Here is a 21,249-nt window from a genome sequence, read left to right as displayed (position 1 = left end):
CCGAAGCAACAAACCCCAGCTTAGGAGCTCGTTACAACTCCTGCTTGGGTTAACGACTTAACGAGAGATCCATGCTCGATACGGCTGCCAGCCCCGTCACCGACCGAACCCTGTCGCTCGCGCAGGAGATCGCCGCGCGCCACGCGATCAGCGCCGATTTTCGGCCGCAGGACGCCCTGGTCGATGTCGGCCTCACCTCCCTCGACCTCGTGAGCCTGATGCTGGCGGTGGAGGCCGAGTTCGACATCATGATCCCGCCGAGCTGCCTCAACCCGAAGAACTTCCACTCCATCGAGGCGATCGCCCGCATGGTGGAGGCGGTGCGGGCCGGGACCCTGCAGTAGCGGCCACGGACTTCGCGCCTTCCCGCATCGGGGCCGCCTCCGCCCGGGGGCGGCCCCGATGCGTTTCGGGCCCGCCCGAACGCGGCCATCGCCTCAGCGACGCGGGCTCACGAGCCCGTCTCGGGACCTCACAGGCGCAGCGCCCCAGCGACGATCGCGCCGTGAAGCACCGCTTCGAGCGGCCGATAGGCGCCGGCAGACGGGTCGTCGAGGTAGAGCGGATCGGCGATGCGGCCGGGGTCGAAGCCCTCGGCCACGAGATCGGCCTTCCGCTGCTTGAAGGTCTCGGTGCGCGCGAGGTCCGCGCAGAGGCGCAGGAACAGGGGCCGCGCGTAGGGGGGCAGCGCCTCGCGGAGCACGCCGTGCAGGACGGCGAGGTCGAAGCCCGCTCCGACCGTCAGGGCAGCCATGCCGGCCCGGCCGTCGCAGCCCGGCACCGCGACGCCGTAGACGCTCGCCTCCTCGACGCCGGGGCAGCGCCCCAGCACCTCGGCGACCTCGGTCGTGGCCACGTTCTCGCCCTTCCAGCGGAAGGTGTCGCCGATCCGGTCCACGAAGTAGAAGAAGCCCGCCGCATCCTGGCGCATCAGGTCGCCGGTGCGCAGGTAGGCGTCGCCGGGTCTGCGCACGTCGCGCAGCACCTTGCGGTCGCTCTCGGTGATGCTGGTGTAGCCCTCGAAGCGGTGCTCGGCCTTGTCGGACAGGCGCCCGACGAGTTCGCCCGCCTCGCCGCGCACGGCCGGGACGCAGAGGCCGTCCGCGTCGCGCACGGGGAGCCCGGTCTCGACGTCGTGGCGCACGAGGAGCGCCGGGGAGCGGTGCGCCATGAAGCTCGGGACGCGCCCGACGGCGCCGACGCGGCCCTCGACGTTGTAGAGCGAGACCGTGCCCTCGGTGGCTGCGTAGAATTCCAGGATGCGCGGGATCCCGAACCGGTCGCGGAACCGCTCCCAGACATCCGGACGCAGGCCGTTGCCGGCGCAGAGGCGCAGCGCATGCGCCCGCTCCATCGGGTGCGGCGGTGCGAGCGTCAGGTAACGGCACAACTCGCCTATGTACTGGAACAGCGTGCACTCGTAGGCGACGACGTCCTCCCAGAAGCGTCGCGCCGAGAACCGCTCGCGGATCACCACCGAGCCGCCGCCGAGCAGCGGGCTGACGGCCGCCACCACCCCGCCGACGCTGTGGTATAGCGGCAGGCAATTGTACATGCGGTCGCCCGGGCCCGGCTCGACCAGGCCGGCGAACCAGTGCGTCCACATCATGATGCGGTGGTGGCTGACATGGGCCGCCTTCGGCAGGCCGGTGGTGCCCGAGGTGTAGATCAGAAGCGCGCCGTCCGAGAGGGCGACGGGGGGCGCTTCGTCGGTTCCAAGCGGCGATCCGTCCTGGCCCGCGACCGCCTCGGCGAGGGCCGCGCCCGGCCCGTCGCCGTGCCACCAGAGCGCGGGCTCCGCGGGAAGGTGCGGGCGTGCGCCAGCCAGGGCTTCGGCGAAATCCGTGCCGGCGATGAGGAGGCGCGGCTCGGCCACCGCGATGCAATGGGCGAGGCCGCGCCCCCTCAGGTTGGTGTTGAGGAGCGCGACGCGCAGGCCGACCCGGGTCAGGCCGAGCCAGACCGCCAGGTAGTCCGGCCGGTTGCGCATCAGCAGCGCGACCGTGTCCCCCTTCGCGAGTCCCTGGGCCAGCGCCCAGCGGGCGTAGCGGTTCTGCCGGCCGGCGAGGTCGGCGTGGCTCAGGGTCTCGTCCTCGCCGATCAGCGCCGGCGCCGGCCCGTGGGCGGCGGCCAGCGCATCGATCACCCGCGGCAGCGTGTGGTGCGGGTTCGCATCGATGCGCGCGGTGCGCGCGAGGGCCCCGATCCACCCGGCGGTGGAGGAGGCCTTCGGCTGCGGCGCGGTGTCGAGGGTGGTCGTCATGCAAAGCACGGGGAGGGAATGGGGACGCGGGATGCAGTGGCGCGGCGGCGGGCGACCTCGGCGAGCCAGGCGCCCATGAGGCGGTGCGCCTCGGCCTGCCAGGCCGCCGCCAGGGGTGGCGCGGGATCGAGGCTCGGGAAGCCCGCGAAGGTGCGCGCATCGGGACGGGCTCGCGCCCGGCCCGAGAAGGCGTCGAGCGCCGCGGCGGCCTGCGGGCCGAAATAGTTCTCCGGGAGCGGCGGGTAGTCCGGCCGCTCGCCCGCGCAGTAGCGGCCGACATCGCGCCGGTGCTCCCGGGCGAGGCTGTCGCGGTCGTATTCCGGGTGCCCCTGCAAGAACACGAGGAGCGATCCCTCCTCGCGCACGAAGAGGTCGGCGCCGGCCTGCGCCGAGGCGCGCAGCACCCGGTAGCCGGCCGCGGCGAGCTCGGCCGCGGGCAGGTCGTTCCAGCGCGAATGCGGCACCGGGACGATCGCCGGGGCGCCCGCGAGGAGCGGATGCGTGCCCGCCGCCGCGCAGGCGAACACGCCCCAGCGCTTTACCGGCAGCCGCGTTCGGGCGAGCCCGCTGAGGTGCAGGACGGCCCCGTGGGCGGCGAGGCAGGAGAACAGCGTCGAGGCCGTCGCCCCCCGCGCCCAGTCCACCACCTCCCCGAAGGCCGGGAACCAGGGCTCGGCCTGCAGGGGGCCGGGGCGCGGCTCGCAGCCCGTCACGATGAGGGCGTCGAGGTTCGCCGAGGCCAGGAACCGATGGGAGAGGTAGCGCGACGCCATCTCGGCGCCGAGCGCGCCGCGCTCCAAACCGTCGAGCGAGAACAGCAGAAGCTCGACCGCGGGACCGCCCGGGGGCTGGAGGAGATTTCGGAATTGCCGCTCCGTCGCCGCGAGCGCCGCGTCCGGCATGTTGTTGAGGAGGCCGATGCGCAGGGGCGCTGCGCCGGCCCCCTCCACGAGGGAGGCGGGCAGGCCGCCGTAGGAAACGGCCTCCGCAGGTGCGTCTCGGCGCAGGTCGAACATCGGACCGGTTCCTCCTACCTGGTTAGGCCGCGGCGCGGGTGGCGGGCATCGCGGCGGCGAGCGCCTGGTCGAGGTCCGCGGTGATGTCCGCGATGTGCTCGATGCCGACGCTGAGGCGGATCATCTCCGGGTGGACGCCGGCTGCGCGCTGCTCGTCCGGCGTCATCTGCCGGTGCGTCGTGGAGGCGGGGTGGCAGGCGAGCGACTTGGCATCGCCGATGTTCACGAGCCGCTTCACGAGGCGCAGCGCGTCGTAGAAGGATTTGCCGGCTTCGAAACCGCCCCGGATGCCGAAGGTCAGGAGCGAGGAGCCCTGCCCGCCGAGGTACTTGCGGGCCATGGCGTGGTGCGGGCTGTCGGGAAAGCTCGCGTGGTTCACCCAGGCGACGCCCGGATGGGCCCTGAGGAATTCGGCGACCCGGCGGCCGTTCTCCACGTGCCGCTCGACGCGCAGCGCCACTGTCTCGATGCCCTGGAGCAGCAGGAAGGCAGAGAGCGCCGGCAGCACCGCCCCGGTGGTGCGCTGATAGACGCTGCGGGCGCGGGCCACGAAGGCGCCGGGCCCGAAATGATCGGCGTAGACGAGGCCGTGATAGGACACGTCCGGCTCGCTGAACTGCGGGAAACGGGCGGCGTGGCGCTTCCACGGAAAGCGCCCCGAATCGACGATGATGCCGCCGAGGGTGGTGCCGTGGCCGCCCATGAACTTCGTCAGGGAGGCGATGACGATGTCGGCCCCGTGCTCGATCGGCCGCAGCAGGATCGGCGTCGCCACCGTGTTGTCGACCACGAGGGGCACACCGTGCTCGTGGGCGACCGCGGCGAGCGCGGCGATGTCGCAGATGTTGCCGGCCGGGTTGCCGATCGACTCGCAGTAGACCGCGCGGGTGTCGGCATCGATCAGCGCCGCGATGTCCTCGGGGCGGTCGCTCGCCGCGAACCGGGTGTGGATGCCCTGGCGCGGAAGCACGTGGGCGAGCAGCGTGTGGGTGGTGCCGTAGAGCTGGGGCACGCAGACGATGTTGCCGCCGTGGTCGGCGAGCGTCGCGATGGCGTAGTGCAGCGCTGCCTGGCCCGTGGCCACCGCCAGCGCGGAATGACCGCCCTCGAGGTCGGCGACCCGCCGCTCCAGGACTGCCGTCGTCGGGTTGGCGATGCGGCTGTAGCGGTAGCCCTCCTCTTCCAGGTTGAAGAGGGCAGCGCCGTGGTCCGCGCTGTCGAACGCGTAGGCCACCGTCTGGTAGATCGGCACGGCCACCGCGTGGGTGGTCGGGTCGTCCTGGTAGCCGGCGTGAACCGCGATGGTCTCGCTGCGCATGGGGGTGTTTCCGTTGGCCAGAGTCTCGAAACGGGCCGTCGCGGCCGCTTGCGGCGCCGCGCCCCGCATCCGGGGCAAAGCCTGAGCCAACATGTCCGCCGCCCCGGCAGCAGAAGCGCTGAAGATTGTTGGTAAACGGTTGTTGCGGACCTTCTCACAGTAAACCCGCGCTGAACATCGGCTCTCCGGCGACTCTTCTTGAAGTCTTATGGCGGGGCCACAGGCACATCCCAAACCCGAGCGTCCCCGCATGAGACGGCAAACGCTCCACGCCGTCCTGATTTGGCAACAACTGCCGGTTAGAGCTATCTAGTTCTCAATTCTTGATCGAAGATCGACAGTTAAGCATGCTTATCGGGATTCGTTGCGGAGTTATTTCTCTCTCGGCTATGCGTAGGACGACGAGGCGTGAGGCGCCGGACGATGCCGGCCGCTCAGATTGCCGAGAGGGACGACCGACCACCATGCCGACGATGCCGATGATCCCGTCCGTCACCAACGTGGAGCTGAGGTCCGCGCCGATCGAGCCGAGCTGGATCCGCGAGGGCAGCCCGCAGGCGCGCAACGCCACGCTGTCCCGCAGCGCCGACGGCACCGCCAGCACCCTGGTCTGGGACTGCACGGCTGGCCGGTTCGACTGGCACTACGAGATCGACGAGACGATCTACTTCCTCGAGGGCGAGGCGACGATCTCGGACGGGCACGGCCCGGCCAGGACCTTCCGGGCCGGCGACGTGCTGTTCCTGCCCCGCGGGGCCGTCTGCCACTGGCACGTCGAGACCTACGTCCGAAAGGTCGCCTTCTGCCGCCGCACCCTGCCGTGGAGCTTCGGCTTCGCGCTCCGGGCCTTCGGCCGGCTGCAACGGACCCTGCTGCGTCGTTCGCCGCGCCCGGTCGGCGGCTTCCTCGAAGCCGCCTGAGGCAAAGGGGCGCCCCGATGTCCGCGCAGGCGCAGACCGAGCAGACCTGGACCTTCTTCGAGGGCGCCTGGCATCCGGGCAACGTGCGGATGATGGGTCCGCGCACCCACGGCGCCTGGCTCGGCTCCACCGTGTTCGACGGGGCCCGGGCCTTCGAGGGGGTGACGCCCGACCTCGACCGGCACCTCGCCCGGGTCAACCGCTCGGCGCGCGCCATGGGCCTGGAGCCGAAGGTCTCCGAGGGCCGCTGGGCCGAGCTGGTGTGCGACGGCCTCGCCCGGTTCCCCCGCGACGCCGAGCTCTACATCCGCCCGATGTACTGGGCGGAGGACGGGTTCGGCGGCGGCGTGCGCTTCGATCCCGCGAGCACGAACTGGTGCCTCAGCCTCTACGACGCGCCGATGCCGCTGCCCTCCGGCGTGCGCGCGACGCTCTCGCCCTTCCGCCGTCCCACCGCCGAAACCGCCCTCGTGGAGGCCAAGGCCGGCTGCCTCTACCCGAACGGGACCCGCGCGCTCATCGAGGCGCATGGGCGTGGCTTCGGCAATTGCCTGATGCGCGACGCGCTGGGCAACATCGCGGAGTTCGCGAACGCCAACGCCTTCCTGGGGCGCGACGGCGTGGTCCACACGCCGGTCGCGAACGGCACCTTCCTGGCCGGCATCACCCGGGCCCGCGTCATCGCGCTCCTGCGCGGGGCCGGAATCACGGTGGTCGAGGCCACCCTCTCCTACGACGACTTCCTCGCGGCCGACGAGGTGTTCACGGCCGGCAACTTCGCGAAGGTCGCCCCGATCACCGGGCTCGACGAGCGACGGTTCGAGCCGGGCCCGCTGTATCGCCGCGCGCGCCAGCTCTACTGGGACTTCGCGCACGGATGATGCGGCGAGCCGGAGGATCCGGTCGGCAACTGCACTCAAAGGCCTAGCCGCTCACATGAGCGTCAAGTGAATCTGCCTTTACGCAGAGACATACTAAATTTACAGTCACTAAGGCGGTCGATCAGGCAAGGTTGAACAATCTTGGTGATCTGACTTCAGGTTGCATCTTCGTCCGGCCTCAGGCAGTGGGTCTCGAACTCAGGTCTCGTGCGGGCGCGACGCGACGGCATAGAACGGACACTGACCATGCCGAAGCCGGGCAACCGCGCGATCGTGCTCGTCGCTGACGACGAGCCCGTCACCCGTCAGGCCGCCGCCGAACTCGCGATGGAGGCGGGCTGCAACGTGCTCGAGGCCCGGAACGGCTCCGAGGCCATAATGCTGCTCGAGTCGGTCCCCGAGATCCGGGCCGTCATCACGGACATCGAGATGCCGGGCGGCCTCGACGGCATTCACCTCCTGGCCTGCATCCACGTGCGCTGGCCGACGCTCGGGGTGATCATGATCTCCGGCAAGGTGCGGCCGGACCTCGGCGACCTGCCGGAGGGGGGGCGCTACTACTTCTTCGCCAAGCCCTACGCGGAGGAGCGCGTCCGCGCGGCGCTCGACGACCTGCTGCGCGCCGGGACGGCCGAGGACGGCGCCGATGCGTTCGAGCGGGCGCCGTGCGAGCGCCCCTCGCGCTGGGCCTCGACCCTGCTCAGCCGCTCCTGAGGGCGGCCTCCCGGATCGCCGTCAGCGTCGTGCCGGGCGCGATGGCGTCGGTCGAGATCTTGAGGTGCAGAACCGCCGGAAGGCCGGAGGCGCGGGCCGCCGCGAGGGCCTCCGGGAACGCCTCCGTGGTCTCCACGGTGGCGCCGTACCCGCCGAAGGCGCGCGCATAGGCAGCGAAGTCGGGATTTCTCAGGTCGGTCGCGGAGACGCGGCCCGGGAAGTCGCGCTCCTGATGCATCCGGATCGTGCCGTAGCTGGCGTTGTCGCAGACGATGCAGAGGATCGGCAGGTCGTGCTGGACGGCGGTCGCGAACTCCTGGCCGCTCATCAGGAAGTCGCCGTCCCCGGCGAGGCACACCACCGTGCGGTCGGGGTGGAGGCGCTGGGCGCCGATGGCGGCGGGCAGGCCGTAGCCCATCGAGCCGGAGGTCGGCGCGAGGTGCGAGCCGAGGCGCCGGAAGCGGAAGAACCGGTGAATCCAGGCCGCATAGTTGCCGGCGCCGTTGCAGAGAATCGCGTCCTCGGGCAGCGCCTCGCGCAGGTGCACCATCACGGCGCCGAGGTTCACCGGGCCGGGTTGAGGCGTCGCGGCCTCGCTCCAGGCCAGGTAATCGGCGTGCGCGGCGCGCGTGCCGGCCTCCCAGGGGATGCGCGCCGGCGGCTCCAGGACGGCCAGCGCCGCCGCCATCCGGTTGGGCCCGGCGTTGATGGCGAGGTGCGGCACGTAGACCCGGCCGAGCTCCTCAGCGCCCGGGTGGACGTGGACGAGGCGGGTCGCCGGGCTCGGTATGTCGAGGAGCGTGTAGCCCTGGCTCGGCACCTCGCCGAGGCGGCCGCCCAGCACGATCAGGAGGTCGGCCTCCTTCGCGCGGGCGACGAGGCGCGGGTTCGCGGCGAGCCCGAGATCGCCCGCATAGGCCGGGTGCAGGGGGTCGAACAGCGGCAGGCGCCGGTAGCTCGTGGCGACCGGGATGTCGAAGCGCTCCGCGAAGGCCCGCACGTCCGCGTAGCCCCGCGGGCTCCAGCGGCTGCCGCCGAGGACGAGGAACGGGCGCTCGGCCTCGGCCAGCAGCCCGGCCAGGCGCTCCATCTCCTCCGCGCCCGGCGCGACCTCCAGCGGGGTCCAGGCGGGGGCGAGCGGTCCGGGGCAGGCGTCCCGCAGCATGTCCTTCGGCAGGGCCACCACCACCGGGCCGGGGCGGCCCGCCGTCGCCGTGTGGAAGGCGCGGGCGACGTATTCGGGCACGCGCGCGCCCTGCTCGATCTCGGTGGCCCACTTGGCGATCGGTCCGAAGGCCGCGCGGTAATCCACCTCCTGCCAGGCCTCGCGGTCGCGGTAGCCGCGCTCGATCTGGCCGACGAACAGGATCATCGGCGAGGAATCCTGCTGGGCGATGTGGATGCCGGCCGCGGCGTTCGCGGCGCCGGGCCCGCGGGTGACGAAGCAGATGCCGGGCTCGCCCGTCGCCTTGCCGTGGGCTTCCGCCATCATGGCGGCGCCCCCCTCCTGCCGGCAGACCGTGACGGTGATCCCGGATTCGTAGAGCGCGTCGAGCACCGGGAGGAAGCTCTCGCCCGGCACCGTGAAGGCGTGGCGCACCCCGTTCGCGACGAGCTGCGCCACGAGGGCCTGCGCGGCGGTGCGGGCCGGATCGGCGGAGGGATTGGGCTCGGTCGACATGCGCGCTTCCGTCAGGATGGGCCCCGTGTCCGGCGGATCCCGGCCTTGTCCGGCACCCGTCCGCGATCGAAACCGATGCCGTCCGGGCATCGATGGACCCGGACCGTCACGGTAGCGGCCAAACGTGAACGGAGCTTTTCGCCTACTCCCGCAGCGTCACGCCCTCGAAGAGGTGGCGGCCCAGCGGATCCATGCGGAAGCCGACGACCGAGCGGCGCAGCGCCATGTGCACCAGGGTGTGGGCGAGCGGCACCCAGGGGCCCTCGCGCCGGAAGACGGCCTGCGCCTGCGCGTAGAGGCGGGTGCGCTCCGCGATGTCGCCGGTGCGGCGGGCGGCCTGGACGGGCCCGTCGAAGGCGGGGTCGCACCAGCGGGCGACGTTGGCGCCGCCCGGGGCCGCGGCCTTGCAGCCGAGGAGCACGTTGAGGAAGTTGTCGGGGTCGCCGTTGTCGCCGGTCCACCCGAACAGCATGGCGGTGGGCTCGCCGCCGTACAGCGCCGTCCGGAAGGCGTTCCAGGGCTCGGTGACGAGCCGGACGCGGATGCCGACGCGGGCGAGGTCGGCCTGGATCATGTCGGCGACGCGCCGGCCGTCCGGGTTGTAGGGGCGGCTGACCGGCGGGTACCACAGGTCGAACGCGAACCCGTCCGCGCGGCCGGCCTCGGCGAGCAGCCGCAGGGCCTCGGCCCGGTCGAAGCTGGGCTCGGGCAGGCCGGCATCCGCCGCCCAGAGCCCCGGCGGCAGGGGACCCCGCGCGACGAGGGCCGCCGCCCCGTAGGCCGCCTCGACGATCGCCTGCCGGTCGACCGCGAAGCCGACGGCGCGGCGCAGGCGGGCGTCGTCGAAGGGCGGGCGGCTCGTGTTGAAGGCGAGGTAGGAGACGTTGAGCTCCGCCATCGCGGCGAGGCGCAGCTCCGGGTCCGCGCCGATCGCGGCGCGGTCGGCCGGCCCCGGGAAAGCCATGACCTGGCACTCGCCCGCCCTGAGCTTGGCGAGCCGCACCGCCGGGTTGGGGGTGATCGAGAAGACGAGGCCATCGAGCGCCGCGAGGCCGGGCTCCGCCGCCTGCGGTCGGCGCCAGTAGCCCTCGAAGGCCCGATAGCGCACGGTGACGTCCGGCCGGTAGGCCGCGAAGGCGTAGGGACCCGTCCCGATGGGCGCGGTGACGAGTTCCTCCGGCGCCCCCGCCGCCGTCAGCGTCGCCGCATACTCGGCCGAATGGATCGCCGCGAAGGCCTGGGCGAGATTGGCCAGGAACGTGGCGTCGGGCTCGCGCAGCTGGAAGCGGATGGTGCGCGGGTCCGGCGCCTCGATCCCGGCGATGAGGTCGGCGAGGCCGAGGTCGTGGAAGTAGGCGAAGCTCGCCCCCCGCACCGCGTGGAACGGATGGTCGGGCTTCCACTGGCGCAGGAAGGAGAACAGCACGTCCTCCGAGGTCAGCGTCCGGCTCGGTGTGAAGCGGGCGTTGGCGTGGAAGCTCACGCCCTCCCGCAGGCGGAAATCGTAGGTGCGGCCATCCGCCGAGACGGCCCAGGACTCGGCGAGCGCCGGGCGGATCTCCGTGGTGCCGGGGGCGAACTCCACCAGCGTGTTGAACATCTGCCAGGCGACGTTCATCCCCGTCGTCGTCGTGGCGAGCGCCGGGTCGAGGGTCTCGGGGTTGCCCTCCGAGCAGAAGACCAGGGTCTTCGCGGAGGCGGCCGCGGGCAGGAGCGCGAGGAGCGCCGCGACGGCGAGGGCGCAGCCCGCCCGCCGCCGGGACGGTGCGGGGCGCCGCGCCCCCGGCATGGCCGCGCTCATTCGGCCGCTCCCGCCATGGCCGAGCGCTCGCCGGGGGCCGCCTCCACGGTGCAGGCCGCCGGGAAGGCGATGCGCACGCAGGTGCCCGCACCCGGGCGGCTCTCCAGGGCGATGCGTCCGCCGAGCTTGGCCGTGACGAGGTTGTGGACGATGTGCATGCCGAGCCCCGTGCTGCCGCGGGCGCGCGCGGTGGTGAAGAAGGGATCGAAGATCCGCTCGAGATCCTCCTCCGGGATGCCGCGGCCGTCATCCGTGACCGTGATGCGCAGCCAGCCGTCCGCCTCCGCCTCGGCGGCGATCAGGATGTGGCCGGGGCGGCCCGCCTCGAAGCCGTGCACCACGGCGTTGGTGACGAGGTTCGTGAGCACCTGCGCGAGCGCCCCCGGATTGGTCTCGACGCCGAGCGCCGGGCAGGTGCGGGTCAGCGCGTGGCCGCCCGGCCGCAGCAGCGGCTTCAGGCTCGCGATGAGCGCGTCCAGCCAGGCGTCCAGGCGGAAGGTGCGGGTCTCGTCGCTCGCCCTGTCCACCGCCACCTGCTTGAAGCCGTGGACGAGGTCCGCCGCGCGGCCGAGGTTGGCGCAGAGCAGCGCCGCTCCCTCCTCCACCCGGTCCACGAAGTGGGTGAGCCGCGTCCGGCCGAGCTGCCCCCCGGCGAGCACCGCGCGAAACCCCTCGGTCTCGTCGCGCACCACGGTCGCGGTGGTGAGCGCGAGGCCGAGGGGGGTGTTGATCTCGTGCGCCACCCCGGCGACGAGCTGGCCCAGGGAGGCGAGCTTCTCGGCCCGGATCAGGTCGGCCTGGGCCTGGCGCAGGTCGAGGAGCGCGGCGTCGGCCTGGTCCTTGGCGCGCCGCAGGGCCTTCTCGCGCCGGGCGATCTCGGTGACGAAGAAGTCGGTGGCGCGGGCGATGTCGCCGAGCTCGTCCGCGCGGCGCAGGCCGCTCACCCGGCCGCGGGCGGGGTTCGCGGCGAGCGCCACCATGTCCCCCTGGAGCTGGCGCAGGGGCCGGGTGATCGACCGGGCGACCGCGAGGGCCACGAGGCTGCCGATGAGCAGGCCCGCCGCCGCGCCGGCGAGCAGGATCTGGCGCACGGAGGCGCCGAAGCGCTCGGCATCGCCCACGAAGGCCTCGTTCAGGGCCTGCGCGCTGGCGCTCATGGCGCCCGCGAGGCCGTCCATGTCGGCGATCATCTCGTTCTGGCGCTTGAGCCCCGCGATGGTGGTCGTCAGGCGCTTGCGCCAGCCGTCGATGGCATCGACCATCTCGGCCTGGATCAGGGGCGAGATCGGCAGCGCGGCGGCCTTCTCGGAGAGGCGCTCGCCCTCGCGCAGCATCGCCTCGGCCCGGGTCGGGTCGCGCCGGGCCAGCGCGTCCGCGGTGGTCTGGCCGAGGCGGAGCGTCGTCACCGCGATGTTCTGCGTGGCCTGCTCGGTCTCGTTCGCCTCCACCGCGTAGGTGAGGAGCTGGGCCACCTCGTCGTGAAGGGTGCGCTGGCCCGAGGCGTCGATCTTCAGGAGGCGCTCCCCCCAGGCGTCGAGGGCGTCCGTCGCGCCCCCGGCTGCCAGGGCGTCGAGTTCGGCGGCCTCGCGGGGGCGGCCCTGCTCGCGCAGCGCCGCCGCGAGGCCGCGGCCGGTGGCGGCGAGCTGGGCGGCGAGCGCCGCCGCGGCCGGGGCGGTCGCATCGGCGGTCGCGGCGGTCCTGGCCCGGCCGAGGGCGATCTCGGCGGAGGTGGCCCGCAGGCTGTTGATGCCCGCGATGACTCCCCGGATGGCGCTCAGGCGTTCCACCTTGGCGCTCAGCGCCCGCACGAGGTCGGCGTTGGAGGCCTGCTGGCGGGTGCGGGCCCGGTCGGCGAGGGTGATCAGGGTCTCGGCGCGGGTGGCCATCTCGGACACGAGGCCGTCGTTCTCGCGGGCGAGCCGGATGAAGTCGGTCATCCGGGCGATGGTGCGGACGAGGGCGCTTCGGGCGGCCTCGATGCGGGCGGCCTGCTCGGCGGTGCGGGCATAGCCCCGGAGCGCGTCGAGCCCGGCGGCCGCCTCCGCGGTGAGGGCCCGGAACCGGTCCGCATGGGCCGCCCGGTCCGGGGCGCGGGCGGCGACGTAGTCGTCGCGCACGAGGCGGGCCAGGGCCAGCACCCGGTCGACCCGCCCCGCGGTCACGGCACCGCCGCGGGCGCGCTCCGCCTGCGCGAGGAGGAGCCCGCCCGCCAGCGCGATGGCGGCCGCGATCAGGATCGGGACGCCGCCGACGAGAACTATCTTTCGGCCGACCCGCATCTGCGCTCCGCCCCACAACCCCGCCGAGAGGTCAGGCCGGATCTGTCGCGGCAGGATAGTGGCTCGCGCGGAGTGGGCAAGCGCTCCCGGCCTGCGAGCCGCTTCGGCGCATCCGCCGGCTTACGCGGCCCGAACGAACGGCAGGCCCGGGGGAGCGGCCGCCGGGCGCGGCTCGGGCTTCTTCGCCGTGCCGAACCGCTCGGCGAGGCTCGGCAGCAGGCGTGGCGCCGCATCACCCTGCAGATGCCTGCGCAGGGCCTTCAGGGTCTCGGGGTCGCCCGCGAGGGCCTCGGCTGAGAAGTGGGACATGGTTCGGCTCCCGGTCGGGGCGGATCAGCGCGCGGCCTTCGGGGCAGGGCTGGAAACGGGGCGGAGCGCCGGGCGCGCAGCCTGCGCCACCGCGGGGGCCGTCTCGGTGAGGGCGATCACCCGGACGGGGCGGGGCGCGCAGCCGGCTCCGCCGTAGGGCCACGCCGCGGGCGCGCAGGCCGCCGGCATCGGCGCAGCCACCGCGGGAGCGGGCGCGGCGGCGGCGGAGGCGGGCTCCGAGCCCGTCGAGATCAGGGCCCCCGACAGGCCGGCGGCGATGACGGCGCTCGCGGCGCCGATCTTGACGAACAGTCCCATGACATTCCCTCGCGGCCGCCCGGCTCATCGCCCCGGCCGTCCCCGGTGCATCCCCTAGGGGGTGCGCATGTCCGGCGTTTTGCGTCGCAGATCCCGGGATCCGGTGATCCTGGCGCTTGTGTTGCGTCCGCCCCCGCGCGACGCAACAATCCGCCTGCGACGCCGCCGCGCGCCGGTCGCCCCTGGCGTCCCGGCGCGGGTGAGCTATCTCGGCGCGTCAACGGCCCGAGCCGGGCGCCGCGCCCCGAGAGGCCGGCCCACGGAAGGAATCCTCAGGATGCGTCTCCTCACCGCCCTCGCCGCCGCGGCCCTGCTCGCAGCCGGCCCGGCCGCCGCCCAGATCCGCAACGCCCCGGCCCCCCGGGCCCTCGAATTCGCCGCCTACATCTTCGCGGCCTCGAACGTCTGCGGCTATCGCATCGGCACCGAGCAGTTCGAGGCGCTGCTCGCCAAGCAGAACACCCGCGCCGAGGACGTCGCCCCCCGCGGTCCCTTCGGCAACCGGGTCCAGACCATGTTCGCGCTGATGTCGAACAACATGGCCCTCCACCGCGAGCAGTCCTGCCTCGCGGTCGCGGGCGAGTACGGGCCCGAGGGCAACATCGCCAAGAACGTGCTCATGCCGGTCGCCGACGCCCCCGGGGCGGACGGCCCGAAGCGCTCCGGCGAGATCCCGCCCCCGGCGGGCGAGGCACCCGCCCCGGCACCCGCCCCGAAGGCGCAGTAGCGCGGTGACGGGCCACGGCCGCTACCGCTACAGCGCGCTCAGCCAACGCCCGGTCTACGACTGGCCGGGGGGCCGGCGCCTCGCGGTCTATGTCGGCCTCAACCTGGAGACCTTCGCGTTCGGCGAGGGTCTCGGGGCGGAGCTCGCCCCCGGGGGCCCGCAGCCCGACGTGCTGAACTACGCCTGGCGCGACTGGGGCAACCGGGTCGGGGCGGACCGCCTGCTCGACCTGTTCGCGGAGCTCGGCCTGCCGGCCTCGGTGCTGGCCAACAGCCGGCTCTACGCGGACTGCCCCGGCCTGATGGAACGGGTGCGGGCCCGCGGCCACGAGGTGGTGGGCCACGGCCGCAGCAACGCCGAGCGCCAGGGCACCCTCCCGGAGGCCGAGGAGCGGGCGCTCATCGCGGAGGCGACGGAGGTCATCGCCCGCGCGGAGGGCCGCGCGCCCGCGGGCTGGCTCGGCCCCTGGATCTCCCAGTCGCGGGTGACGCCGGACCTGCTGGCCGAGGCCGGCTACCGCTACCTCCTCGACTGGGCCCACGACGACCAGCCGGTCTGGTTCGCCACCCGCGGCGGCGGGCGCATCCTCTCGGTGCCCTACCCGCAGGAGCTGAACGACATCCCGGCCATCGTCGCCCGCAAGGATTCCGCCACCGACTTCGCGGACATGATCGTCGACGCCTTCGACGAGATGCTGGCGCAGGCGCAGGCGGCCCCCCTGGTGATGGGCATCGCGCTGCACCCCTACATCGTCGGCCAGCCCCACCGCCTGCGTCCCCTGCGCCGGGCGCTCGCGCACGTCGCGGCCCGGCGCGAGGCGGTCTGGCTCACCACGGCCGGCGCCATCGCCGACCACGCGATCGCGCTGCCGCCGGGCCTCGTCTCCGACTGACGGAGGGGCGCCGGGCGTTCGGAATGCGCTAAAGGATCGGAAAAGCCGATCCGCGCCCCCGGAGGGACCGCCCATGACCGATGCCCTCGATGCCTTCCGCGATCTCCTGGGCGCCGGCGGCGTGCTGACCGCGCCCGGGGAGGTCGCGCCCTACATCCACGACCAGCGCGCGCTCATGGTGGGCGAGACCCCGGCGGTCCTGCGGCCCCGCTCGGTGGAGGCCGTGCAGGGGCTGGTGCGGCTCGCCCGCGCCCACGGCTTCGGCCTCGTGCCGCAGGGGGGCAACACCGGCTACGTCGGCGGGGCGACGCCCGAGCCCGGGCGCCGGCAGCTCGTGGTGAGCCTGGAGCGGATGACGCGCATCCGCGCCGTCGATCCCCTCGGCTTCACCCTCTCGTGCGACGCGGGCGTCATCCTCGCCGAGGCGCAGGGCGCGGCGGCCGCGCAGGGCTGCCTCCTGCCCCTCAGCCTCGGCGCGGAGGGGAGCTGCCGCCTCGGCGGCAATGTCGGGACCAACGCGGGCGGCCTTCAGGTCCTGCGCTACGGCATGACCCGCGACCTCGTGCTCGGCCTCGAGGTGGTGCTGCCGGACGGCAGCCTGTTCTCGGACATGGGCGCCCTGCGCAAGAACAACGTCGGCACCGACCCGAAGCAGCTCTTCGTCGGCGCCGAGGGGACCCTCGGCATCGTCACCGGCGTGGTGCTGAAGCTGTGGCCGGCGCAAGGCCACCGGGCCACCGCCTGGATGCAGCTCGCCGCCGGCGCGCCGATCCCGGAGGTCGCCGCGATCGTGCGCCGGGAGACCTCGGACCTCGCCTCCACCTTCGAGCTGATCTCCGCCTCCTCCCTCGCCCTCGTGGCGGAGATGCGCGGCAGCGCGATCGGCCTCACGGCCGGCCCCGGCGGCGCGGTGCTCCTGGAGCTGTCCGCCTCCTCGGCGCGCATCCCCCTCGACGACCTCCTGACCGGGACCCTGGAGGCCCTGATGGAGGCGGGCCACGTCGAGGATGCGGTGCTGGCCCAGTCCGAGCGCCAGCGCCGGGAGATGTGGACGATCCGCGAGACCATTCCCGAGGGCGAGAAGCATGCCGGCGGCTCGGTGAAGCACGACATCGCGGTGCCGGTCTCGGCCGTGTCGGCCTACCTGGCGCGCGGCGCCGAGATCCTAGCGCGCGCGGAGCCCGGGCTGCGCCTGTCGTTCTACGGGCACGTCGGCGACGGCAACATCCACTACAACCTCGTGGTGCCGCCCGGGGAGGACCGGCTCGCCTTCACCCGCCGCATCGAGGCCGGCCTCGCCCACGAGCTCTACGGGGCGGCGATCGCGCTGGGCGGCAGCTTCAGCGCCGAGTACGGCATCGGCCGCTTCAAGCGCGACCTGCTCGTGCGCTACACCGACGAGGCTCGGCGCGCGCTGATGGGCGCGGTCAAGCGCGGCATCGACCCCGACGGCGTGATGAACGCCGGGGCGATGCTGTAGGGGGGCGCCCCGCGGCCTCAGGCCTGCGGCAGGTCCGGCGTGATGCCCAGCGCGGCGAGGCCCTCGTCGAGGAGGTCGCCGGCATCCGGGGTGCCGAGGATCTCGCGCATCGCGCCCTCGCCGGCCGCCTCGCGCTCGCGGGCGAAGCGCACCGCATCCGACCATTCCTCCGGCTCCATGTCGCCGCGGCCGACGTAGAGGAGCGCCAGCAGGCTGGCGCGCTCGTCGTCGTTGAGGCCGCCGATCATGCTGCGCAGCTCGCTCTCGGTCGCGTCGTCGGTGCCGCCGACGAGGACGTCGGTGGCGCCGTCGTCGATGGGGTTCGAGCCGGAATCCGGGTCCGTCGGGCCCTCCTTCACGTCGATCGCCCGCACGCGGAGGATGATCTCGGTGACCTTGTCGACGGCGATGTCCATGAACGGCTCCTGATACGGTGCTTGAGCACCGACAACACCCGAGGGGCCGGACGGTTCGGTGGGCAGCCGGCCCCCGCGCAGGCGCGCAGAGCCCGACACCTTTGCGGATCGGTGCGCGGGCGCTAACTGCCACGGCGTGTCCGTCCGTTCCCCCCTCCCCCCGCCCGTCCCGCCCGCCCCGGCACCCTGGCCCTGCGCCTCGGCGGGCCGGCGCTCCTCGCCGCGGCGCTGCTGACGCCGGACCTGCCGGTCTCGGCCCGGGCGCAATCGGGCGAGGGCACGACGCCGGCCTGCTACCTGACGGGCGGCGGCGCCCTCGAGATCTGCCGCGACGGGACCGAGGCCGAGGGCGTGTTCTTCACGCCCCGCCCCTGCGAGTTCGCCCGCACCGTGCAGCTCCTGCGGCTCGGCAGCGCGCAGCCGCCCGGCCCGATCCAGGTGATCTACCAGGGCGAGGCGCCGATCGCGGCCCCGCGCGGCCGGCGCCAGGCGGAGGATTGCCCCCCGCGCCGGGCGACCGACCCCGGCGACGGCGGCGCCGTGCGGACCGCGCGGCTGCCCGAGCAGCTCTCCGTGACGATGCCGCCGAGCGCGCCCCGGCTCTGGGAGGCGGAGCGCACCCCGCCCCAGGCCGCCGGCCGTCAGGCGGCCCGCACGCGCCGGGGCCGCAAGGAGCCGCCGCCTGCGCCGCCCGAGCCGCAGGCCGAGGGCGTGGCGCCCCGCAACCCGATCGCGGTGGCGGGCCGCGACTGGGCGGGCGACCCCTACACCTACGTCTTCCTGCTCGCGGTGGCGGGGGGCGACACCGGCAACCGGCGCGTGCAGATCCTCGCCCGGACCTACGACTTCGAGCATTACGAGATCCGCAGCCGGGGCGCGGAGGGCTACGGCATCGCCTGGGCCCCCTTCGGCGAGGCGCCCGACGCGGAGGACGACCGGCGCCGGCGCAAGGGCCGCGAGAGCAAGGCGCCCGAGAACCCGAGCCCGACCGCCGTGCTCGACGAGGCCGGGCGCCCCCTCATCGGCAACTGCCCCGGGGCGGCGGGCGCCACGCAAGGCCTCTCAGGGTCGATCAGCGTCGTCGACCAGACCTACCACTACTTCTACACCGACGTGATGCCGGAGGATTGCAACGAGGCGCCCCTCAAGCAGCGCACGGCGCTCTACCTGCGCACCAGCCGCGACCTCTCGGCCGAGCGGGTCTGGTCGCTGCCCCGGACCATCGCCGAGCCGCTGCCGCCCGGCATCTTCGTGCGGGTGGGCAAGGCCAAGGGCATGGACCGCTGGGTCGTGTCCTACACCTGCAACCGCCCCGCCAACGCGCCGGGCGGCCCCATCTCGGACCTCTGCCTGCAATACACCACCGACCTGTCGGTGGGCGCGATCGCGGGGCTCACCTGGTACGCCGAGCCCCGGGCGGCGATGCGCTCGCCGACCTATCTCGGCCTGCGCGCTGGCGGCGACGGCGGCGGCCGCTACGGCCGGGCGGCGCATTACTGGATGACCGACCGCTACGGCAACCTCGACACGCCGGGCCTGTACTCGGTGAAGGCCGGCTTCCTGACCTGGCTCGACCGCACGGCGCCCCGCGTCGACGGCACGACCATCTCGAACCTCTACGGCCGCCCGATCTACTGGGCGACCTGGAGCGTGCGCCCCGTGGGGAGCCGCTGAACGGCTCCGACCGTGGCCCGTCTGCCGCGCTCCCCCGGGATTCGCGCCGGGCGCCGCGCCCCGCGTTGACCGCGCCGCGCCCGGCGGCCTAGCCTCCGTCCCGACGGTTCCCGTGAGGGATCAATAGGGAATGCGGTGAGGGGGCGACCCCGATTCCGCGGCTGCCCCCGCAACTGTGAGCGGCGAGCCCCCATCAGCACGTCACTGGGCTTGCGCCTGGGAAGACGATGAGGGGCCGCGACCCGCGAGCCAGGAGACCTGCCGTCAGCCGTGGTCACACGCGATGCGCGCCGGGCGGGGTGTCCTGGCGGGTGCCGAGCCGTCCGCACGCCGCGGCAGCCCGGCCTCGTTCGCGGTGACGTGCCACAGCCGTTGCCCGAGGTCCCCCCGCGTGTCACCCCCTGCCCGACGACGCCTCGCCCTGCTCGCCTGCGCGGCCGGCCTCTCCGCGCCTGCCGCCGCGCAGCCCGCGGCCGAGGCCACCCTCTCCGAGATCTCGGTGACCACCGAGACCGCCGCCCCGGCGACTGCGCCTGCGGGCGGCCTCCCGGCGGCCAGCGCCGGCTACGTCGGCGGCGTCTCCGGGATCGGCGGCGCCCTGCGGACGGTGGAGGCCGCGAGCGCGGGCGTCGTCACGGGCGCCGAGGTCAACAGCCGGCCGGTGACGCGCCCCGGCGAGGTGCTGGAGGCGGTGCCCGGCCTCATCGTCACGCAGCACTCCGGCGAGGGGAAGGCCAACCAGTTCTTCCTGCGCGGGTTCAACCTCGACCACGGCACCGACCTCGCGATCAGCGTCGACGGCATGCCCGTCAACATGCGCACGAACGCCCATGCCCAGGGCTATGCCGACATCAACTTCCTGATCCCCGAGCTCGTCGGCGCGGTGGAGTTCCACAAGGGGCCCTACTTCGTCCGCGACGGCGACTTCGCCTCCGCGGGCTCCGTGCGGATCGACTACCTCGACACGCTGGCCCGGAACGTGGCGCTCACCACGCTCGGCTCCTTCGGCTACAAGCGGGCGCTCTCGATGGCCTCGATGCCGCTCGGCGCCGGCACCCTGCTGGTCGCCGGCGAGGCGCAGACCTACGACGGCCCCTGGGCCGTGCCGGATCGCCTGGCCAAGCTCAACGGCGTCGTCCGCTACAGCCAGGGCACGGCGGCCGACGGCTTCTCGCTCACCGGTATGGCCTACTGGGCCAAGTGGAACGCGACGAACCAGATCCCCGAGCGCGCGGTCGCGGAGGGCATCCTCGGCCGCTACGGCACCCTCGACCCAACGGATGGTGGCAACACCGGGCGCTTCTCCCTCTCGGGCCGCTGGAGCCAGTCGGATGCGGGCGGGATCACCCGGGCGAGCGCCTACGTGATCCGCTACGACATGAACCTCTGGAACAACTTCACGTATTTCCTGAACGACCCCGTCAACGGCGACCAGTTCCGCCAGCGGGACAACCGGGTGCTCGGCGGGGGCGAGGTCTCCCGCACCGTCCTGGGCAGCCTGTTCGGCCTGCCCATGGAGAACGAGATCGGCTTCCAGACCCGCACCGACGACATCCGCGTCGGCCTGTTCAACACCGCCGCGCGTCAGTACCGCTCGACCGTCCTCGACGACCGGGTGCTCGAGGCGAGCGCGGCCTTCTACTACGAGAACCGGCTGCGCTGGACCGACTGGCTGCGCACCAGCGTCGGCTTCCGCGCGGACGCCTACTACGCCGACGTCCGCTCCGACACGCCGGCCAATTCGGGCCGGGCCCGCGACGGCATCGTCAACCCGAAGCTTGGGCTCGTCCTGGGGCCCTGGTTCGACACCGAATTCTACGTGAACTACGGCGGCGGCTTCCACTCGAACGACGTGCGCGGCGTCGTGGCCACCGTCGACCCGGCGAGCCCGCTCTTCAACATCGCCCGCTCGCCCTTCCTGGTGCCCTCGACGGGCTACGAGGTCGGCATCCGCAACCGCAGCATCGCGGGGCTCGAGACCGCCGTCGCGCTGTTCCGGCTCGACTTCGCCTCCGAGAACCTGTTCCAGGGCGACACCGGCACCACCGAGCCGAGCCGCCCGACCCGCCGCTTCGGCGTCGAGTGGACGAACCGCTACGCGGTGACGCCCTGGCTGCGGCTCGAAGGCGACCTGACGATCACCAACGCCCGCTTCTCGGACTACGACCCCGCGGGCAACCGGGTGCCGGATGCGCCGACCACCATCGCCTCGGCCGGCGTCACCTTCGGGGAAGGCCTCGGCTGGTTCGGCAGCCTGCGCTTCCGCTACTTCGGGCCGCGCCCCCTGATCGAGGACAACACGGTGCGCTCGCGCCCCACCGCCCTCGTGAACGGGCGCGTCGGCTACAATTTCGAGAACGGGGTCAGCCTGTCCCTCGACGTGCTGAACCTGACGAACGCCAAGGCCGACCAGATCACCTACTTCTACGCGTCCCGCCTGCCCGGCGAGCCCGCGGAGGGCGTGGCGGACCGGCACTTCCACCCCGTCGAGCCGACCGCCGTGCGGCTGACGCTCGCCGGCCGGTTCTGAGCCGCGGGGCAGCGCCGCGTTCAGGGCTCC

General features: G+C 73.5%; 18 protein-coding genes and 1 riboswitch. Of the genes, 9 read left to right on the top strand and 9 right to left on the bottom strand.

Annotation, left to right across the window (positions count from 1 at the left end; translation table 11 throughout):
• Nucleotides 1-71 precede the first annotated feature (71 nt).
• On the top strand, nucleotides 72-344 hold the full coding sequence (locus ACLBXP_RS01790; protein WP_447665806.1) for a phosphopantetheine-binding protein: 273 nt from the start codon (nucleotides 72-74) through the stop codon (nucleotides 342-344).
• Between the two features lie 128 nt (nucleotides 345-472).
• Here the strand turns inward: ACLBXP_RS01790 and ACLBXP_RS01785 are convergent, their stop codons facing one another.
• From ACLBXP_RS01785 to ACLBXP_RS01775, 3 genes are read right to left on the bottom strand one after another with little or no spacing between them, the layout of a single operon-like run.
• Nucleotides 473-2,263 (bottom strand): long-chain-acyl-CoA synthetase, encoded by a 1,791-nt coding sequence (locus ACLBXP_RS01785; RefSeq protein WP_447665805.1) that lies wholly within the window; start codon nucleotides 2,261-2,263, stop codon nucleotides 473-475.
• Nucleotides 2,260-3,279, bottom strand: a complete 1,020-nt coding sequence (metA, locus tag ACLBXP_RS01780) for a homoserine O-succinyltransferase MetA (RefSeq protein WP_447665804.1) — start codon at nucleotides 3,277-3,279, stop codon at nucleotides 2,260-2,262. The genes ACLBXP_RS01785 and metA overlap by 4 nt, the downstream gene beginning before the upstream one ends.
• Before the next feature lie 22 nt (nucleotides 3,280-3,301).
• Nucleotides 3,302-4,597, bottom strand: coding sequence for an O-acetylhomoserine aminocarboxypropyltransferase/cysteine synthase family protein (locus ACLBXP_RS01775; RefSeq protein WP_447665803.1), 1,296 nt, complete (start codon nucleotides 4,595-4,597; stop codon nucleotides 3,302-3,304).
• A gap of 464 nt (nucleotides 4,598-5,061) precedes the next feature.
• Here ACLBXP_RS01775 and ACLBXP_RS01770 point away from each other — a divergent pair, with 464 nt between their 5' ends.
• The 3 genes from ACLBXP_RS01770 (at nucleotide 5,062) to ACLBXP_RS01760 (ending at nucleotide 7,112) form a co-directional block, all read left to right on the top strand.
• Nucleotides 5,062-5,517, top strand: coding sequence for a cupin domain-containing protein (locus tag ACLBXP_RS01770; protein ID WP_447665802.1), 456 nt, complete (start codon nucleotides 5,062-5,064; stop codon nucleotides 5,515-5,517).
• Between the two features lie 17 nt (nucleotides 5,518-5,534).
• The gene (locus ACLBXP_RS01765; RefSeq protein ID WP_447665801.1) at nucleotides 5,535-6,398 is read left to right on the top strand and encodes a branched-chain amino acid aminotransferase; all 864 of its coding nucleotides are present in this window, start codon (nucleotides 5,535-5,537) and stop codon (nucleotides 6,396-6,398) included.
• 246 nt (nucleotides 6,399-6,644) lie between these two features.
• A complete protein-coding gene (locus tag ACLBXP_RS01760; RefSeq protein WP_447665800.1) occupies nucleotides 6,645-7,112 on the top strand; it encodes a response regulator in 468 nt (155 codons plus the stop codon).
• Here the strand turns inward: ACLBXP_RS01760 and ACLBXP_RS01755 are convergent.
• The 5 genes from ACLBXP_RS01755 to ACLBXP_RS01735 all read right to left on the bottom strand — a co-directional run bounded on the left by ACLBXP_RS01755 (nucleotide 7,099) and on the right by ACLBXP_RS01735 (nucleotide 13,500).
• The gene (locus ACLBXP_RS01755; RefSeq protein WP_447665799.1) at nucleotides 7,099-8,793 is read right to left on the bottom strand and encodes a thiamine pyrophosphate-binding protein; all 1,695 of its coding nucleotides are present in this window, start codon (nucleotides 8,791-8,793) and stop codon (nucleotides 7,099-7,101) included. The two genes, ACLBXP_RS01760 and ACLBXP_RS01755, sit on opposite strands and share 14 nt — an antisense overlap.
• 142 nt (nucleotides 8,794-8,935) lie before the next feature.
• Complete coding sequence (locus ACLBXP_RS01750) at nucleotides 8,936-10,594, bottom strand: ABC transporter substrate-binding protein (protein WP_447665798.1); 1,659 nt, start codon at nucleotides 10,592-10,594, stop codon at nucleotides 8,936-8,938.
• Nucleotides 10,591-12,873, bottom strand: coding sequence for a sensor histidine kinase (locus ACLBXP_RS01745; protein ID WP_447665797.1), 2,283 nt, complete (start codon nucleotides 12,871-12,873; stop codon nucleotides 10,591-10,593). The genes ACLBXP_RS01750 and ACLBXP_RS01745 overlap by 4 nt, the downstream gene beginning before the upstream one ends.
• A gap of 120 nt (nucleotides 12,874-12,993) precedes the next feature.
• Nucleotides 12,994-13,182, bottom strand: coding sequence for a hypothetical protein (locus ACLBXP_RS01740; protein ID WP_447665796.1), 189 nt, complete (start codon nucleotides 13,180-13,182; stop codon nucleotides 12,994-12,996).
• A 24-nt stretch (nucleotides 13,183-13,206) separates the two neighbouring features.
• Nucleotides 13,207-13,500 (bottom strand): hypothetical protein, encoded by a 294-nt coding sequence (locus tag ACLBXP_RS01735; protein ID WP_447665795.1) that lies wholly within the window; start codon nucleotides 13,498-13,500, stop codon nucleotides 13,207-13,209.
• 277 nt (nucleotides 13,501-13,777) lie between these two features.
• Between ACLBXP_RS01735 and ACLBXP_RS01730 the strand changes: the two genes are divergently transcribed.
• The 3 genes from ACLBXP_RS01730 to ACLBXP_RS01720 all read left to right on the top strand — a co-directional run bounded on the left by ACLBXP_RS01730 (nucleotide 13,778) and on the right by ACLBXP_RS01720 (nucleotide 16,599).
• On the top strand, nucleotides 13,778-14,227 hold the full coding sequence (locus ACLBXP_RS01730) for a hypothetical protein (RefSeq protein WP_447665794.1): 450 nt from the start codon (nucleotides 13,778-13,780) through the stop codon (nucleotides 14,225-14,227).
• A gap of 4 nt (nucleotides 14,228-14,231) precedes the next feature.
• Nucleotides 14,232-15,119, top strand: a complete 888-nt coding sequence (locus tag ACLBXP_RS01725; protein WP_447665793.1) for a polysaccharide deacetylase family protein — start codon at nucleotides 14,232-14,234, stop codon at nucleotides 15,117-15,119.
• A 73-nt stretch (nucleotides 15,120-15,192) separates the two neighbouring features.
• On the top strand, nucleotides 15,193-16,599 hold the full coding sequence (locus ACLBXP_RS01720) for an FAD-binding oxidoreductase (RefSeq protein WP_447665792.1): 1,407 nt from the start codon (nucleotides 15,193-15,195) through the stop codon (nucleotides 16,597-16,599).
• Between the two features lie 17 nt (nucleotides 16,600-16,616).
• Here ACLBXP_RS01720 and ACLBXP_RS01715 read toward each other — a convergent pair whose 3' ends face one another.
• Nucleotides 16,617-17,015: a DUF3775 domain-containing protein gene (locus tag ACLBXP_RS01715; protein WP_447665791.1), complete on the bottom strand. Its 399-nt coding sequence runs from the start codon at nucleotides 17,013-17,015 to the stop codon at nucleotides 16,617-16,619.
• Nucleotides 17,016-17,366: 351 nt separating this feature from the next.
• Here ACLBXP_RS01715 and ACLBXP_RS01710 point away from each other — a divergent pair, with 351 nt between their 5' ends.
• Both ACLBXP_RS01710 and ACLBXP_RS01705 read left to right on the top strand, forming a co-directional pair.
• Entirely contained in the window at nucleotides 17,367-18,689 is a 1,323-nt protein-coding gene (locus tag ACLBXP_RS01710) for a hypothetical protein (RefSeq protein WP_447665790.1), read from the top strand.
• Nucleotides 18,690-18,776: 87 nt separating this feature from the next.
• Nucleotides 18,777-18,969: riboswitch (cobalamin riboswitch) on the top strand.
• A 111-nt stretch (nucleotides 18,970-19,080) separates the two neighbouring features.
• The gene (locus ACLBXP_RS01705) at nucleotides 19,081-21,219 is read left to right on the top strand and encodes a TonB-dependent receptor (RefSeq protein WP_447665789.1); all 2,139 of its coding nucleotides are present in this window, start codon (nucleotides 19,081-19,083) and stop codon (nucleotides 21,217-21,219) included.
• The last annotated feature ends 30 nt before the right edge of the window (nucleotides 21,220-21,249 follow it).

It is taken from the genome of Methylobacterium sp. A54F (assembly GCF_053346035.1).
The sequence above is the reverse complement of the archived record's forward strand: the minus strand, read 5'-3'. Positions and strand labels throughout refer to the sequence as shown.